This is a genomic window from Pseudomonas sp. KU26590, assembly GCF_026153515.1.
In the GTDB taxonomy this organism is placed as follows: domain Bacteria; phylum Pseudomonadota; class Gammaproteobacteria; order Pseudomonadales; family Pseudomonadaceae; genus Aquipseudomonas.
Map to the genome: position 1 here is coordinate 200,955 of NZ_CP110644.1, position 15,687 is coordinate 216,641.

The following is a 15,687-nucleotide window of genomic DNA, read 5'->3' on the forward strand; positions in this document are numbered from 1 at the left end:
GGCTTGATCAGTGCGCTGATCAAGCCACGTCCGTTCAAGGGTATTGCTGGCGGGCGTGAAGGACGCTCAGGATCTCGATCCGATCTGTTAGTCGGTAAATAACCAGGTAATTCGGATGGACAATGATTTCGCGGGTATTGACCACGCGACCTAAGCGGTAAAGGTAAGGATGCTCGGGCAGTGCTGAAGTAGCTCTCTCAATTTCAGCATAAAGCTCCTCCGCCGCTTGTGGATTTCGCTCATCAATATACTCAAGTATCTCCCACAGATCGGCGACTGCCTCCGGGCGCCACTCAACGATCATCGCTACGCTTGTCGCGCTTGGCGGCCAGTCTGGCTTTCAGTTGAGCCATGACTTCATCATGCGCGACGTTAGGTCTTGGATCGTCTACCGAAGCCTGCACCTTGGCATGGAGCCACGCGTCATAACGCGCAGCCTGCTCTTCTGATTCGAACTCCGACACAAGCGGAGAAAGCCGAGCACTCATGATTAACTCCTCAGGGGGTTTCGATGCAGTCTAGCGTCTCGCGCGCAAGCCTGATCGGAAGATCGTGACCAGATGCTATATCGCCAACAACACCGGCCTGCACCGTTTTAACCGCGCCTCCAGGCTCAAGTCCGGCATGGCGTGGGTGCGCAATGCGCGGATGGTTTGTTCGACGTATTCCCAGGTGGTCCCGTATCGCCCGCTGGCATTGGCCAGCACTTGGGTGAGCACGCTGTCGGGCAGGTTGCCGGCGTAACTGGGCAGATGCCGCTCCAGCACAAATCCCAACGCCTGCACTTTGGTGCCGTCTTCAAGTCGGCAGTTGAGCCAGTGTGGGCGGTAGGAGGGGAAAGGCATTTCTCTCTGCCACAACGCCAGCAGAGACTCGTCGATATTGTCTTCGGGCAATCTGTAGGCGAATCCGCTGCAGGACCCGCCGCGATCCAGACCGAATACCAGCCCTGGCTGCTCGGGCGTGCCACGGTGTTCGTGGGACCAGAGATAGAGACCGCGATGATAGCCGTGGACCCGACCGCGCTGACGCTCGACGGCGCTGCACTCGGGTCGCCAGATCAATGATCCGTACGCGAACAACCAGATCGGACCGCCTTGATGGCGGCTCATCGTGGCATGGATGGAGGCAAGCAGCTGTTCGCGGCTCAGTTTCGGCCCAAGATCGATGACCGGCGGGTAGGACAACCCCAAGCCGTCATGGACGGCTTCCGCCAGGATATTGATTTGATTCCCCATCTGGTTCCCCCCACCGGCAAGGCTGACGCCGGTGCAACGCTGAACACTCATAAAACGGGTCTGGCAACAACGAATGAACAATCAGACGGCATCGCAGGCAGTGTGACGTTGTGACTTGGCCACCGGCGCATAGGTCACGCCGGAAAAGCCGATATCTGACAAACAGTCATGCAATACGCTGTCCACATTCAGCTCGACGAGTGGCTACGCTTCAGGGCCTCGGCGCATACGCGAAAACATCGGCACGCATCTGATGCGCATCCATGCCGGCCAGCACCAGCGCATCGAGGGTCGAATAGACCATGGCCGGAGAACCGCTGGCATAGACATAAAGCGACTTCAGATCGCTGAAGTCCTCACAGACCGCCTCGTGCAGCATGCCGCAACGCCCTTCCCAACCGCATAGATCACTGACGATTCTGTGCAGGAAGAGGTTAGGCAGCGTCTGCCATTCATCCCAATGCGTGAGCTGGTAGAAATCTTCCGGACGGCGCATTCCCCAATACACATGCACCGGATACGGAAAACCCTTGGAGCGGCAATGCTCGATCAGGCTCTGCATCTGCCCCATACCGGTGCCTGCTGCAATCAATACCAGTGGACCATCGGGCAATTCGCCCAAATGAGTGTCGCCGAACGGCAATTCGACCCGCGCCATACCCTCGCGCTGCAACTGCTTGATCAGATTTTGCGCACTCGCCTCGCGGGCAAGGACGTGAATTTCCAGATCGCGACCGTTCTCCGGCGCAGACGCCATGGAAAACGCCGATTTTTCGCCGTCATCCCGATGGATCATCAGGTACTGACCGGCGTGATAACGCGGCGGTTTGCCCGCAGGCGCACGGAGCATCACGCGCCAGACATCGCCGCCCACTTCCACACACTCGCTGACCTGGCAGGCGAACGTGCGCACCGGCAGCTCGCCGAGCGCCAGCACGCTGTCCCACAGCACAACGCAGTCTTGCTGCGGCACCGCCAGGCAGGTGTAGATTTCGCCGTGGTTGCGGATCTCTCCCGCCTGTTCAACGCTGCCTTCAACCAGCAGCGCAGAACAGATGTGGCAATTGCCGTTGCGACAGCTCTGAGGGCATTCGTAGCCCAGGCGCTGAGCGGCGTCGAGGATCCGCTCGCCTGGCAATGTCTCGATGACTGCGCCCGATGGCTGCAAGGTTACACGCATCAATCAATTCCCAGCTGAGTCCAGAGTTCATCGATCCGGCGGGTCACCGCTTCGTCTTTGACGATAGCGCGACCCCATTCACGGGTAGTTTCGCCAGGCCATTTATGCGTGGCATCGAGCCCCATTTTCGAGCCGAGACCTGAGACCGGCGAGGCGAAATCGAGGTAGTCGATTGGCGTATTGTCGATCATCACCGTGTCGCGCTTGGGGTCCATGCGCGTGGTGATCGCCCAGATGACGTCATTCCAGTCACGGGCATTGATGTCGTCGTCGGTGACGATAACGAACTTGGTGTACATGAACTGTCGCAAAAACGACCAGACGCCCAACATCACGCGCTTGGCATGGCCGGGATACTGCTTCTTGATCGTCACAACCGCCATGCGGTAAGAGCAACCCTCGGGCGGGAGGTAGAAGTCGACGATTTCCGGGAACTGCTTTTGCAGAATCGGCACGAACACTTCATTCAGTGCAACGCCCAGAATGGCAGGTTCGTCAGGCGGCCGGCCCGTGTAGGTGCTGTGGTAAATCGGCTTGATGCGGTGGGTGATGCGCTCGACCGTGAAGACCGGGAAGCTGTCGACCTCGTTGTAATAGCCGGTGTGGTCGCCGTACGGACCCTCATCGGCCATTTCGCCGGGATGAATCACGCCTTCAAGGACGATCTCTGCACTGGCCGGGACCTGTAGATCGTTGCCACGGCACTTGATCAGTTCTGTCCGGTTGCCACGCAGAAGACCCGCGAACGCGTACTCGGACAGGCTGTCAGGCACTGGCGTAACGGCGCCGAGAATGGTGGCGGGGTCAGCGCCCAACGCCACGGACACCGGGAATGGCTGACCCGGGTGTTTGTCGCACCAATCCTTGAAATCCAGTGCGCCACCGCGATGGCTGAGCCAGCGCATGATCACCTTGTTGCGGCCGATCACCTGCTGGCGGTAGATACCCAGATTCTGCCGTTCTTTGTTGGGCCCGCGAGTGACCGTCAGGCCCCACGTAATCAGCGGGCCGACATCGCCGGGCCAGCAGGTCTGCACCGGCAGCATGCCGAGGTCGACGTCATCGCCCTCGATCACGATTTCCTGACACGGAGCGTCCTTGACGACTTTCGGCGCCATGGCGATGACTTTTCTGAAAATGGGCAGCTTGGACCAGGCGTCTTTCAAGCCCTTCGGCGGCTCGGGCTCTTTGAGGAACGCCAGCAGCTTGCCGATTTCCCGCAGCTCGGCCACTGACTCGGCGCCCATGCCCATGGCAACGCGCTCGGGTGTGCCGAACAGATTGCCTAGCACCGGAATGTCAAAGCCCGTGGGTTTTTCGAAAAGCAACGCCGGCCCCTTGTTGCGCAGGGTCCGGTCGCAAATTTCGGTCATTTCCAATACAGGGGAAACAGGTACCTGAATGCGTTTCAACTCTCCGCGCTGCTCAAGCTGCTGCACGAAATCCCGAAGATCCTTGAATTTCATTAACCCGGCCACTCACCAAATAGATGCACATCCTACCTGCTCTGACCGCGGAGGGCAGCTTGTGTCCAACTCAAATGCGCGGTGTTTCGCTGAATATCGGCGTGAACAGCGGCTGCATCTTCTCGCCGCCCAGATCCGACAAGTGATCTTCGTCCTTATACAGCGAACGCCCGTCAACTTCGGCACGGCAAAGGCCACCCTCGCACAGCAGCGGTTTTGGATCGATCAGGTGAACACCGGGATCCGCCTCGCTCAGGCGGGCGAACAGCTGATTGATGAACGCCTGCCGCGCATCGAGCTCCGCCAGTGGACGTCCAACCTGCGCAGCCGAGCGCCCGACCCTCGCCAGGCTGCTCAGTCTTTCGATGGCGCCCTTACGTTGCTGCGGCACTTCCTTGAACAGCCAGACCTGCGCGCCAGCTGCCCGAAATTCAGCGATCTGCGCTTTCAAGGCGTCGGCAAAATACGCTTCGTTTCGGGCAATCGATTCGTGTTTCAGCAGCACGTAGGCCTTGTCACCGCCCTCCAGGCCATAGATGTACAAACTCCAGCGCGCGGCCAGCGTCACGCCAGGAATTTTCTGTGTCCGGACGCGTTCCACGTTCAGCGTATTGAATTCCTGACAACGCTCACTGGTTGCGATGCTGACAAGGGGCGGACAGCCACTCATGCTCGCCAGCCAGACTGGCGCGTGCGCTTGCTCAGCCGCGGCTCTGACGCCAGGCCAAAGCGCCGCCGCATGGCTGTCACCCCAGATAAGATTGGACGGCGCGGCGTCCGCCTCCCCACCGGCCCGACAGAGCGTCTCCAGCCCCTTGCTCTTCTTTGATCCCAGCAGGAAGCAGTCCATCTGTCCGGCGTTCCACTTCTGCGATTGCGCGTACGCAAGCGCCTGACCGGACAGGCGCTGTGGCACGCCGTCACTGGAGCGCAACGCCTGCCCCATCAATGCCAAAACGGCCAGGGTCAGCAGGCCGCCAATCAGTACCGGTTTGCGGCCGGCGAGTACGCGGCGCTCACGGAACGGCAGCTCAACGAATCGCCAGCTCAGCCAGGCAAGAGCACCTGCCAGAAGGATCCAGCCGACCGCTTCCAGATCGGAAATACCGTCGGCAGAGATCGCGTTGGCGTAGACATGGATAGGCCAATGCCACAGGTACAGCGAGTAAGAGATAAGCCCGATTGCCACCAGCGGTTTGATGCTCAGCAAACGCCCGACCCATGACGCGGGATGACCGTTGGCCCAGATCATTGCAGTCGTGCCAAGCACCGGCAGCAGCGCCGCCCAGCCGGGGAATAGCGTGGCTTTGTCAAAACTCAGCATCGCCAACACGACCGCCGCAAAACCGCTCAGGCTGATCACCTGATACGCACCACTTGGCAGCGGGCGTTTGGGCGCAGGCGTGACGGCCAGCATGGCGCCGCACAGCAGCTCCCATGCACGCATCGGCAGCAGAAAGAACGCGGCCTCGGGTTTGTGCTTTATCGCCCAGATGTTCAGCCCGAACGACAGCACCAGCAAGCCGAGCAGCAACCAGCGCCAGTGCCGCACGTACCGCGTCGCCAGAACCATCAGCAATGGAAAGAAAATGTAGTACTGCTCTTCCACCGCCAATGACCAGGTGTGAAGAAGCGGTTTGAAGTCTGACGCGGAATCGAAGTAACCGTCTTGCCGCATGAACAGCAGGTTGGACATGAACATCGACTGGTAGCGCACTTCGCGGCCGAGCTCGGCGTAGTCCTTGGGCGTCAGCAGCAACCAGCCAAACGCTATAGTCGCCAACACGACGACAGTGACGGCAGGGACAATGCGCCGCGCGCGACGGGCCCAGAAATCGACGAAGCTGAATCGCCCCGCGCTGATCTCGCGGAAAATGATGGACGTGATCAGGTAGCCGGAGATGACGAAAAACACATCGACGCCGACGAAGCCGCCGCTCAGGCCAAGACCGAAGTGAAACAACAGCACCGGGACCACGGCCAAGGCCCGCAGTCCATCGATATCGCGACGATTGCCAAACGTGTGCATGACGCTCCGAGCCTCAAATTCGAGGCAAAAAAAATGGTGTCCAAAAGGACACCATCTTTCTACATTCGGTTCAGCGCGGTGTTACTTGCGCTTCATCGACAGGAAGAACTCATCGTTGGTCTTGGTCTGTTTCAGCTTGTCGATCAAGAACTCGATGGCTGCGACCTCATCCATAGGATGCAGCAGCTTGCGCAGGATCCACATGCGCTGCAGCTCGTCGTCGGCCGTCAGCAACTCTTCGCGGCGTGTGCCGGAACGGTTGATGTTGATGGCCGGGAAGACGCGCTTCTCTGCGATCTTGCGATCCAGAGGCAGCTCCATGTTGCCGGTACCTTTGAATTCTTCGTAGATCACTTCATCCATCTTCGAGCCGGTTTCAACCAGCGCGGTGGCGATGATGGTCAGCGAGCCGCCTTCTTCGATGTTACGTGCCGCACCGAAGAAACGCTTTGGCTTCTCGAGAGCGTGCGCATCGACACCACCGGTCAGGACCTTGCCGGAGCTTGGAATGACGGTGTTGTAGGCGCGAGCCAGACGGGTGATGGAGTCGAGCAGGATAACCACGTCTTTCTTGTGCTCGACCAGGCGCTTGGCCTTTTCGATCACCATTTCGGCGACCTGCACGTGACGGGTAGGTGGCTCGTCGAAGGTGGAAGCAACTACTTCGCCGCGCACGGTACGCTGCATTTCGGTTACTTCTTCCGGACGCTCATCGATCAGCAGAACGATCAGATGGACTTCAGGGTTGTTGCGCGTGATGTTCGACGCGATGTTCTGCAGCATGATGGTCTTGCCCGCTTTTGGCGGAGCAACGATCAGACCGCGCTGACCTTTACCGATCGGGGCACACAGATCGATGACGCGACCAGTGAGGTCTTCGGTGGAACCGTTACCGGCTTCCATCTTCATGCGAATGGTCGGGAACAGCGGCGTCAGGTTTTCGAACAGAATCTTGTTCTTCGCGTTTTCTGGACGGTCGAAGTTGATGGTGTCGACCTTGAGCAGTGCGAAGTAACGCTCGCCTTCCTTTGGCGGACGGATCTTGCCGACAATGGTGTCGCCCGTGCGCAGGTTGAAGCGGCGGATCTGGCTGGGCGAGACGTAAATGTCGTCCGGGCCGGCGAGGTAGGAGGCGTCTGCAGAACGAAGGAAGCCGAAGCCATCCTGGAGGATCTCCAGCACGCCGTCACCCGAGATTTCCTCGCCGCTTTTCGCGTGCTTCTTCAGCAGGGAGAAAATCACGTCCTGCTTGCGCGAACGGGCCATATTTTCTATGCCCATCTGTTCGGCCATTTCTAGCAGATCGGTAATAGGCTTTTGCTTGAGTTCAGTCAGGTTCATATAGGAATGACGTAATCATGTATGGAGGGGGAAATTAAGCTTTTGGCTTAATGAGGCCGCGCCGCAGAGAAGGCGACAGGATCGCGTGCAAATCGAAAGGAGACGGTCGGCGACGGCTAGCAGGGGGCAACGGAGAAGCCGTTGCGGGGCCGAATGTACCACTTGATTTTCTAAGCGTCTAGTACGACGCCCGAAAAAAACCCCGCGATTTGCGGGGCTATATCGTCATCAGATGTTGGCGTCGAGGAACGCCTGCAACTGCGACTTGGACAGTGCGCCGACCTTGGTCGCCGCGACTTCACCGTCCTTGAACAGCATCAGGGTCGGGATACCACGAACGCCGTGCTTGGCCGGGGTTTCCTGATTGTCGTCGATGTTCAGCTTGGCGATGGTCAGCTTGCCCTCGTAGTGGGTAGCGAGGTCATCCAGAACCGGAGCAATCATTTTGCATGGGCCACACCATTCAGCCCAGTAATCCACCAGTACAGGACCAGTAGCCTTCAGGACATCGGCGTCGAAGCTCGCGTCGCTGACGTGTTTGATCAGGTCGTTACTCATGAGATTTCTCCGAGGTCATAGGCAAAAAAACGTGGGCCATCATAACTGTGTCACGCGGTGACAGGAAGACGAGGTTCATTGTCTCTAGCTATGACCTGGCACGGTTGCCTTAATTGCAGGTGCCTAACCGGAGGGTGCAACGAATACGATGCCGGTACGCAAGGCAGCGCCGCGGATGTGCTCCTGCATGGCTTTCTGCGCCGGGCCAGACGCGTTTCGCGCCAGCGCCCGCAGGATCTTGCGGTGCTCCTGCCACGTTTCCATGGCCCTGCCCGCCCGAATAAAAGGCAGTTTCTGGCTCTCCAGAAAAATGTCGGCGCTGGTGGTGATGATCCCCAGAATCGCCTGATTGCCGCTGGCAACGAGGATGCGCCGGTGAAAATCAAAGTCCAGCCGGGCCGCGCAGTCAAAATCCCCTGCCTTTAGCTCAAGGCGCATGGCCTCGACGTTGTCTTCAAGCACATCGCGCTCGTCCGCCGTCAGCGTGACCGCTGCAAGCCCGGCGGCAAACCCTTCCAGCGCATAGCGCAGCTGAAAAGTCTCCGCAGGCGATGCGTGCGCTGCATATGGCCAGGAAAATCCACCCGTGCTCCGTTGTGGTTCAGAAACGGCCTGCACGAATACGCCCTTGCCGGGCTGCACACTGACTAGCCCCAGAGCGCTCAATGAGGACAGTGCCTCGCGCAACGAAGCACGACTGACGCCCAGACGAATCGCCAAATCCCTCTGCGAAGGCAGGCTGTCGCCGGGGACATAGCCCTGCTCGGCGATCAATTTGCGGATCGCCTGGAAGGCGGCTTCAGGCACAGCGACAGGGCTCGGATGCATAGCGATCAAGGTGCATAAACCGTAGGAAAACTCCCTTGTATCGCCATCGGAGGCATCCGGCAAGTGACGCCCAAGCGAGGGGCGCCGGGCCTTTCAAGCGCGCCAAAGCGGGGCGGCCCGCCCACTCACTGTTCAGACCAGTTAGACCAGATCAAGCCTGCGGCCCGCATTCCATGGTCGCAAACCAGCCGCTGGCATGGGCTGTGCACTGGTGCTTGGCCATTACTCGGGCTTCGCCTGCACATTGATCGATTCGGAGACACCCCATGACCCAGCGTTACAGCGCCCTGCTCGCCGCCCTGTTTGCCAGCCTCATGCTCGGCCAGGCCCCCGCCCACGCTAATGGTCTGGATGATGTAACCGCTCGCGGCACGTTGAAAGTCGCCGTTCCGCAAGACTTTCCGCCCTTCGGTTCGGTCGGCCCCGACATGCAGCCGCGCGGTCTGGACATCGACACGGCAAAACTCATTGCCGACCAATTGAAGGTCAAACTTCAACTGACGCCGGTCAACAGCACCAACCGCATCCCGTACCTGACCACTGGCAAGGTTGACCTGGTCATCTCCAGCCTCGGCAAAAACCCCGACCGCGAAAAGGTCATCGACTTCTCCCGCGCCTATGCCCCGTTTTATCTCGCTGTCTTCGGTCCGCCTGAAGACGCGATCAAAACCGTGGACGACCTGAAAGGCAAAACCATCAGCGTGACCCGTGGCGCCATCGAGGACATCGAGCTGACCGCCGTTGCGCCGAAGGAAGCGACGATCAAACGCTTCGAAGACAACAACTCGACCATCGCAGCCTACCTGGCCAAGCAGACCGACCTGATCGCCAGCGGCAACGTGGTGATGGTCGCGATCAGCGAGAAGAACCCCAAGCGCATCCCCGAGCTGAAAGTGAAGCTCAAGGACTCGCCGGTCTACGTGGGTGTGAACAAAGGTCAGCCTGAGTTACTCGCCAAAGTGAACGAGATCCTCGAAGCGGCAAAGAAAGACGGTTCGCTGGAAAAGAACGCGCAGACCTGGCTCAAGCAGCCATTGCCTGCCGACCTCTGATCATCGACCGCCGAGGCGCCTAAATGGCTTATCAGTTCGACTTTATCCCGGTCCTGCAAAACACTGACCTGCTCCTGCGCGGCGCACTGTTCACGCTGGAACTGACCGCGATCGGCACCCTGCTCGGCGTCAGTCTCGGCGTCGTCGGGGCGATTGTCAGGGCGTGGAAAATCCAGCCGTTCTCGGCCATTTTTGGTGTCTATGTCGAGCTGATTCGCAATACACCGTTTCTGGTGCAGTTGTTTTTCATTTTCTTCGGGCTACCGTCCCTGGGCCTGCAGATATCGGAGTGGCAGGCCGCCGTGCTGGCGATGGTCATCAACCTCGGCGCCTATTCGACGGAGATCATCCGTGCGGGCGTGCAGGCAATTCCGCGCGGCCAGATCGAGGCGTCGGCCGCGCTGGCGATGACCCGCTTCGAGACCTTCCGCCACGTCGTGCTGGTCCCGGCGCTGGGCAAGGTCTGGCCGGCATTGAGCAGCCAGATCATCATCGTGATGCTCGGCTCGGCAGTCTGTTCGCAGATCGCCACCGAGGAGCTGAGCTTCGCCGCGAACTTCATTCAATCGCGCAATTTCCGCTCGTTTGAGACGTACATCATTACCACGCTGATCTACCTGTGCATGGCGCTGCTGGTGCGTCAGTTGCTGGCGTGGATCGGCCGACGCTACATCGCGAGGAGCCGCTGATGGATTTCACCCTGTGGGACGTCGTGCGCAACTTGCTGACCGGGCTGCAATGGACACTGGCGTTGTCGCTGGTGGCGTTCATCGGCGGCGGTGTGATCGGGTTGCTGGTGATGACCATGCGCATCTCCGAGAAGGCAGCGCCGCGCAGGCTCGCGCGCTGCTATATCGAGCTGTTTCAAGGCACCCCGTTGTTGATGCAGCTGTTTCTGGTGTTCTTCGGCGTGGCGCTGATGGGCATCGACATTTCGCCCTGGCTTGCGGCGGCGCTGGCGTTGACACTGTTCACCAGCGCGTACCTGGCTGAAATCTGGCGCGGCTGCGTGGAGTCGATTTCCAGCGGCCAGTGGGAAGCTTCCGCCAGCCTGGCGCTGACGCCTTTCGAGCAACTGCGCTATGTGATTCTGCCCCAGGCATTGCGCATCGCGGTGGCGCCGACGGTCGGGTTCTCGGTGCAGGTGGTAAAAGGCACGGCAGTCACGTCGATCATCGGCTTCACCGAGCTGACCAAAACCGGCGGCATGCTCGCCAACGCCACGTTCCAGCCTTTCATGGTCTACGGCTTCGTTGCCCTGGGCTACTTCCTGCTTTGCTATCCGTTGTCGCTCAGCGCGCGCTACCTGGAAAGGAGACTTCATGCCTCTGCTTAGAATTTCCGCCCTGCACAAGTATTACGGCGACCACCATGTGCTCAAGGGCATCGACCTCAGCGTCGAGGAAGGCCAGGTTGTGGCGATCATCGGGCGCAGCGGTTCGGGCAAAAGCACGCTGCTGCGCACCCTGAACGGGCTTGAGTCGATCAACGATGGGGTGATCGAGGTCGACGGCGAATACCTTGACGCCGCACGGGCTGATCTGCGCAGCCTGAGACAGAAAGTCGGCATGGTCTTCCAGCAATTCAATTTGTTTCCCCACCTAACGGTGGGCGAGAACGTGATGCTCGCGCCGCAGGTGGTTAAAAAGGTTTCCAAAGCCGAAGCCACCAAACTGGCAAAGGAAATGCTCAATCGCGTGGGCCTGGGCGAGAAATTCGACGCCTTCCCTGACCGGCTGTCCGGTGGTCAGCAACAGCGCGTGGCGATTGCCCGTGCGCTGGCGATGTCGCCCAAAGTACTCCTGTGCGACGAAATCACCTCGGCGCTCGATCCGGAGCTGGTCAACGAAGTGCTCGCGGTCGTTCGCGAGCTGGCCAAAGACGGCATGACGCTGATCATGGTCACCCACGAAATGCGCTTCGCCCGGGAGGTGGGCGACAAGCTGGTGTTCATGCATCAGGGCAAGGTGCATGAAGTGGGCGACCCGAAAGAACTGATGGCCAACCCGAAGACGCCCGAGCTGGCGAATTTCATCGGGTCGGTTGAGCAGGGGTGACTGTGGGACTGGCTGTGGCCCAAACTGTGGGACCGGCTTTAGCCGGGAAGGCGTCAGGCGTCACACCGCAACATTGATGGCGCACAAACCGGCCCCTTCCCGGTTGAAGCCGGTCCCACTGAATACTGCGCAAATACGTTGCCGGTTTGGCGACGGTGATGGATCGTGGCACGATGTCGGGGTTATCGACCGAGACCTTTTGACCATGCCGCTATCCACAGCCAAAAACCTCTCGCTGATCGCCGCGATCGACCTGGGCTCCAACAGCTTTCATATGGTTGTCGCCAAAGCCAATCAGGGCGAAATTCGCATCCTTGAGCGGCTCGGTGAGAAAGTGCAGCTGGCCGCGGGGATCGATGACGACCGCCGCCTCAGCGAAGAATCCATGCAACGCGGGCTCGACTGCCTTAAGCGTTTCGCTCAACTGATCAACGGTATGCCGCCCGGCGCCGTGCGCATCGTCGGCACCAACGCCCTGCGCGAAGCCCGCAACCGCAACGAATTCATTCACCGCGCCGAAGAAATCCTTGGCCATCCGGTCGAGGTCATCTCCGGCCGTGAAGAAGCGCGCCTGATCTACCTGGGCGTCTCCCACACCCTGGCCGACACGCCCGGCAAGCGCCTGGTCGCCGACATTGGCGGCGGCAGCACCGAATTCATCATCGGCCAGCGCTTCGAGCCTTTGCTGCGCGAAAGCCTGCAAATGGGCTGCGTCAGCTTCACTCAGCGTTACTTCAAGGACGGCAAGATCACACCCGCGCGTTACGCCCAGGCTTACACCGCAGCGCGGCTGGAAATCATGAGCATCGAGCACGCACTGCATCGTCTGACGTGGGATGAGGCCATTGGCTCGTCCGGCACCATTCGCGCCATCGGCCTGGCACTGAAGGCAGGCGGCCATGGCAATGGCGAGGTCAACGCCGAAGGGCTGGCCTGGCTCAAGCGCAAGCTGATGAAGCTGGGCGAAGTGGACAAGATCGATTTCGAAGGCCTCAAGCCTGATCGTCGGGCGATCTTCCCGGCGGGACTGGCGATTCTCGAAGCCATCTTCGACGCCCTCGACCTCAAGCGCATGGACCACTGCGAAGGCGCGCTGCGTGAAGGCGTGCTGTACGACCTGCTCGGCCGTCATCACCACGAGGACGTGCGCGAACGCACCCTCAGCTCGCTGATGGAGCGCTACCACGTTGATCTCGAACAAGCCGCCCGTGTCGAGCGCAAGGCGCTGTCAGCGCTGGAACAAGTGGCGAAAGCGTGGGAGCTTGAAGACAATTCGTATCGCGAGCTGCTGAGTTGGGCCGCCAAGGTGCATGAAGTGGGTCTGGACATCGCCCACTATCACTACCACAAGCATGGCGCGTACCTGATCGAGCACTCGGACCTTGCCGGCTTTTCCCGCGAGGACCAGCAAATGCTCGGGCTGCTGGTGCGCGGTCACCGCCGTAATATTCCCAAGGACAAGTTTGCCGAGTTCGGCAACGAAGGCGTGAAGCTGATTCGTCTGTGCGTGCTGCTGCGCTTCGCGATCCTGTTTCACCACATTCGCGGCACCCAAGAGATGCCGCAGCCTGTGCTGACCGCCAACGATAACCACCTGGACATCGTGTTCCCGGATGGCTGGCTGGAAAACAACCAGCTGACTCAGGCCGACTTCGCGCTCGAAGCGGAGTGGCTGACCCGAGTCGGCATCATCCTCAACGTACGCTGAGGACCGGGTTGCTCAGCTTCTCAAGCAGACTCGCCTGCACATTGCGGGGGTTCTGGTTGCCGGTCGGGGTGCTGCGGATGTAGCGCCCGTCCGGCTGCAGCAGCCAGCTATGGGTGTTGTCGGTCAGGTACCCTTCCAGCTCTTTCTTCACACGCAAGATCAGCTTCTTGCCTTCCACCGGGAAGCACGTCTCGACACGCTTGTCGAGGTTGCGCTCCATCCAGTCGGCACTGGAGAGGTACATCTGCTCGTCGCCGCCATTCAGGAAGTAGAACACCCGCGTGTGCTCAAGGAAGCGGCCGATGATCGAGCGCACCTGGATGTTGTGTGACACGCCCGGCACGCCAGGACGCAGGCAGCACATGCCGCGCACAACGAGGTCGATCTTGACGCCGGTCTGACTGGCCTTGTACAGCGCGCGAATGATCTTCGGGTCGGTCAGCGAGTTGAACTTGGCGATGATGTGCGCAGGCTTGCCCTCGGACGCGAACTGGGTCTCGCGGGCAATCATGTCCAGCATGCCTTTCTTCAGGGTGAACGGCGCGTGCAGCAGCTTCTTCATGCGCAGCGTTTTACCCATGCCGATCAACTGGCTGAACAGCTTGCCGACGTCTTCGCACAACGCATCGTCCGAGGTCAGCAGGCTGTAGTCGGTGTAGAGACGCGCGTTGCCAGCGTGGTAGTTGCCGGTACCCAAATGCGCGTAACGGACGATCTCGCCGGCCTCACGGCGCAGGATCAGCATCATCTTGGCGTGGGTCTTGTAACCGACCACGCCGTAGATCACCACGGCACCGGCCGCTTGCAGGCGGCTGGCCAGTTGCAGGTTCGACTCTTCGTCAAAACGCGCACGCAGCTCGATGACGGCGGTCACTTCCTTGCCGTTGCGCGCGGCATCGACCAGTGCATCGACGATTTCCGAGTTGGCACCGCTGCGGTACAGCGTCTGGCGCACGGCGAGCACGTGAGGGTCTTTCGCCGCCTGGCGCAGCAGATCGACGACCGGGGTGAAGGACTCGAACGGGTGCAGCAGCAAAATGTCTTGCTTACTGATCACGTTGAAAATGTTTTCGCTGTTCTGCAGCAGCTTCGGAATCGCCGGGGTGAACGGCATGTACTGCAGCTCGGGATGGCTGTCCAGGCCCGTGATGCTGAACAGGCGCGTCAGGTTCACCGGCCCATTGACCTGATACAGCTCGCTCTCGCTCAGGTTGAACTGCTTGAGCAGGTAGTCCGACAGCAGTTTCGGGCAGGTGTCTGCCACTTCCAGACGTACCGCATCGCCGTAACGACGGGAAAACAGCTCGCCACGCAACGCGCGGGCGAGGTCTTCGACGTCTTCGGAGTCGAGGGCCAAGTCAGCGTTACGGGTCAGACGGAACTGGTAGCAGCCCTTGACCTTCATGCCTTGGAACAGGTCATCGGCGTGGGCGTGGATCATCGACGACAGGAATACATAGTTGTCGCCCGTGCCGCCTACGTCTTCCGGCACTTTGATGATGCGCGGCAACAAACGCGGTGCCGGGATGATTGCCAGACCGGAATCGCGGCCGAAGGCGTCAATGCCTTCCAGCTCGACGATGAAGTTCAGCGACTTGTTCACCAGCAGCGGAAACGGGTGCGTCGGGTCCAGCCCGATCGGCGTGATGATCGGCGCGATCTCGTCACGGAAATAACGGCGTACCCAGGCTTTGATCTTGGCATTCCAATTGCGACGGCGAATGAAGCGCACCTGATGCTTTTCCAGCTCCGGCAACAGGATGTCGTTGAGAATGGCGTACTGGCGATCCACGTGCCCGTGCACCAGTTCGCTGATGCGCGCCAGGGCTTGATGAGGCTGCAAGCCGTCAGCGCCAGCCTGTTCGCGGGCGAAGGTGATTTGCTTCTTGAGGCCGGCGACGCGGATTTCGAAGAACTCGTCCAGGTTGCTGGAGAAAATCAGCAGAAACTTGAGCCGCTCAAGCAACGGATAGGACTCGTCGAGCGCCTGTTCCAACACGCGAATGTTGAACTGCAGCTGCGACAGCTCGCGGTGAATATAAAGACTGCTGTCATCCAGATTGGGCACCGCGAGGGCATGCGGGGCAGGATGATGCGGTTCCAGCGCGGGCACTACTTCAATGGTCGGCTCGACCACCGGAGTCACCTCTGGGTTGACGGGCTGCTGGTTGACAGGCTGAGGGTCAAGCTCGACTGCGGCTTCGGTAGATCCTTCGGTGCTCATGAATAA

General features: G+C 59.9%; 15 protein-coding genes. 5 read left to right on the forward strand and 10 right to left on the reverse strand.

Annotation, left to right across the window (positions count from 1 at the left end; translation table 11 throughout):
• Window positions 1–34: 34 nt before the first annotated feature.
• The 9 genes from OKW98_RS00925 to OKW98_RS00965 all read right to left on the reverse strand — a co-directional run bounded on the left by OKW98_RS00925 (window position 35) and on the right by OKW98_RS00965 (window position 8,640).
• Window positions 35–304 (reverse strand): type II toxin-antitoxin system RelE/ParE family toxin, encoded by a 270-nt coding sequence (locus tag OKW98_RS00925; RefSeq protein ID WP_265387600.1) that lies wholly within the window; start codon window positions 302–304, stop codon window positions 35–37.
• Window positions 294–488, reverse strand: coding sequence for an antitoxin (locus OKW98_RS00930; protein WP_265387601.1), 195 nt, complete (start codon window positions 486–488; stop codon window positions 294–296). The genes OKW98_RS00925 and OKW98_RS00930 overlap by 11 nt, the downstream gene beginning before the upstream one ends.
• 75 nt (window positions 489–563) lie before the next feature.
• On the reverse strand, window positions 564–1,238 hold the full coding sequence (locus OKW98_RS00935) for a gamma-glutamylcyclotransferase (RefSeq protein ID WP_265389616.1): 675 nt from the start codon (window positions 1,236–1,238) through the stop codon (window positions 564–566).
• Between the two features lie 211 nt (window positions 1,239–1,449).
• Entirely contained in the window at window positions 1,450–2,418 is a 969-nt protein-coding gene (locus OKW98_RS00940; protein WP_265387602.1) for a CDP-6-deoxy-delta-3,4-glucoseen reductase, read from the reverse strand.
• A complete protein-coding gene (ubiD, locus tag OKW98_RS00945) occupies window positions 2,418–3,884 on the reverse strand; it encodes a 4-hydroxy-3-polyprenylbenzoate decarboxylase (RefSeq protein ID WP_265387603.1) in 1,467 nt (488 codons plus the stop codon). The genes OKW98_RS00940 and ubiD overlap by 1 nt, the downstream gene beginning before the upstream one ends.
• Before the next feature lie 70 nt (window positions 3,885–3,954).
• Window positions 3,955–5,913 (reverse strand): acyltransferase family protein, encoded by a 1,959-nt coding sequence (locus OKW98_RS00950; RefSeq protein WP_265387604.1) that lies wholly within the window; start codon window positions 5,911–5,913, stop codon window positions 3,955–3,957.
• Window positions 5,914–5,994: 81 nt separating this feature from the next.
• A complete protein-coding gene (gene rho, locus OKW98_RS00955; RefSeq protein WP_037016529.1) occupies window positions 5,995–7,254 on the reverse strand; it encodes a transcription termination factor Rho in 1,260 nt (419 codons plus the stop codon).
• Between the two features lie 228 nt (window positions 7,255–7,482).
• Window positions 7,483–7,812: a thioredoxin TrxA gene (trxA, locus tag OKW98_RS00960; protein ID WP_074892572.1), complete on the reverse strand. Its 330-nt coding sequence runs from the start codon at window positions 7,810–7,812 to the stop codon at window positions 7,483–7,485.
• Between the two features lie 123 nt (window positions 7,813–7,935).
• Window positions 7,936–8,640, reverse strand: coding sequence for a FadR/GntR family transcriptional regulator (locus tag OKW98_RS00965; RefSeq protein WP_133774199.1), 705 nt, complete (start codon window positions 8,638–8,640; stop codon window positions 7,936–7,938).
• 266 nt (window positions 8,641–8,906) lie between these two features.
• On the opposite strand from OKW98_RS00965, the gene OKW98_RS00970 reads away from it, so the two are divergent.
• From OKW98_RS00970 to ppx, 5 genes are all read left to right on the forward strand, one after another.
• Window positions 8,907–9,692 (forward strand): transporter substrate-binding domain-containing protein, encoded by a 786-nt coding sequence (locus tag OKW98_RS00970; RefSeq protein WP_265387605.1) that lies wholly within the window; start codon window positions 8,907–8,909, stop codon window positions 9,690–9,692.
• A gap of 23 nt (window positions 9,693–9,715) precedes the next feature.
• Complete coding sequence (locus OKW98_RS00975; RefSeq protein WP_265387606.1) at window positions 9,716–10,381, forward strand: amino acid ABC transporter permease; 666 nt, start codon at window positions 9,716–9,718, stop codon at window positions 10,379–10,381.
• Entirely contained in the window at window positions 10,378–11,028 is a 651-nt protein-coding gene (locus tag OKW98_RS00980) for an amino acid ABC transporter permease (protein WP_265389617.1), read from the forward strand. Before OKW98_RS00975 ends, OKW98_RS00980 begins: the two co-directional genes overlap by 4 nt.
• Entirely contained in the window at window positions 11,015–11,749 is a 735-nt protein-coding gene (locus OKW98_RS00985; protein WP_265387607.1) for an amino acid ABC transporter ATP-binding protein, read from the forward strand. Before OKW98_RS00980 ends, OKW98_RS00985 begins: the two co-directional genes overlap by 14 nt.
• Window positions 11,750–11,954: 205 nt before the next feature.
• Complete coding sequence (ppx, locus tag OKW98_RS00990) at window positions 11,955–13,457, forward strand: exopolyphosphatase (protein WP_265387608.1); 1,503 nt, start codon at window positions 11,955–11,957, stop codon at window positions 13,455–13,457.
• On the opposite strand, the gene ppk1 is transcribed toward ppx, so the two are convergent.
• Window positions 13,444–15,681, reverse strand: coding sequence for a polyphosphate kinase 1 (ppk1, locus tag OKW98_RS00995; RefSeq protein WP_265387609.1), 2,238 nt, complete (start codon window positions 15,679–15,681; stop codon window positions 13,444–13,446). The two genes, ppx and ppk1, sit on opposite strands and share 14 nt — an antisense overlap.
• Window positions 15,682–15,687 lie beyond the last annotated feature (6 nt).

Excerpts from the sequence above, each read along its gene's own strand:
- OKW98_RS00925 (WP_265387600.1), bottom strand. The coding sequence starts at position 304 with ATGATCGTTGAGTGGCGCCCGGAGGCAGTCGCCGATCTGTGGGAGATA.
- OKW98_RS00930 (WP_265387601.1), bottom strand. The coding sequence starts at position 488 with ATGAGTGCTCGGCTTTCTCCGCTTGTGTCGGAGTTCGAATCAGAAGAG.
- OKW98_RS00935 (WP_265389616.1), bottom strand. The coding sequence starts at position 1,238 with ATGGGGAATCAAATCAATATCCTGGCGGAAGCCGTCCATGACGGCTTG.
- OKW98_RS00940 (WP_265387602.1), bottom strand. The coding sequence starts at position 2,418 with ATGCGTGTAACCTTGCAGCCATCGGGCGCAGTCATCGAGACATTGCCA.
- ubiD (WP_265387603.1), bottom strand. The coding sequence starts at position 3,884 with ATGAAATTCAAGGATCTTCGGGATTTCGTGCAGCAGCTTGAGCAGCGC.
- OKW98_RS00950 (WP_265387604.1), bottom strand. The coding sequence starts at position 5,913 with ATGCACACGTTTGGCAATCGTCGCGATATCGATGGACTGCGGGCCTTG.
- rho (WP_037016529.1), bottom strand. The coding sequence starts at position 7,254 with ATGAACCTGACTGAACTCAAGCAAAAGCCTATTACCGATCTGCTAGAA.
- trxA (WP_074892572.1), bottom strand. The coding sequence starts at position 7,812 with ATGAGTAACGACCTGATCAAACACGTCAGCGACGCGAGCTTCGACGCC.
- OKW98_RS00965 (WP_133774199.1), bottom strand. The coding sequence starts at position 8,640 with ATGCATCCGAGCCCTGTCGCTGTGCCTGAAGCCGCCTTCCAGGCGATC.
- OKW98_RS00970 (WP_265387605.1), top strand. The coding sequence starts at position 8,907 with ATGACCCAGCGTTACAGCGCCCTGCTCGCCGCCCTGTTTGCCAGCCTC.
- OKW98_RS00975 (WP_265387606.1), top strand. The coding sequence starts at position 9,716 with ATGGCTTATCAGTTCGACTTTATCCCGGTCCTGCAAAACACTGACCTG.
- OKW98_RS00985 (WP_265387607.1), top strand. The coding sequence starts at position 11,015 with ATGCCTCTGCTTAGAATTTCCGCCCTGCACAAGTATTACGGCGACCAC.
- ppx (WP_265387608.1), top strand. The coding sequence starts at position 11,955 with ATGCCGCTATCCACAGCCAAAAACCTCTCGCTGATCGCCGCGATCGAC.
- ppk1 (WP_265387609.1), bottom strand. The coding sequence starts at position 15,681 with ATGAGCACCGAAGGATCTACCGAAGCCGCAGTCGAGCTTGACCCTCAG.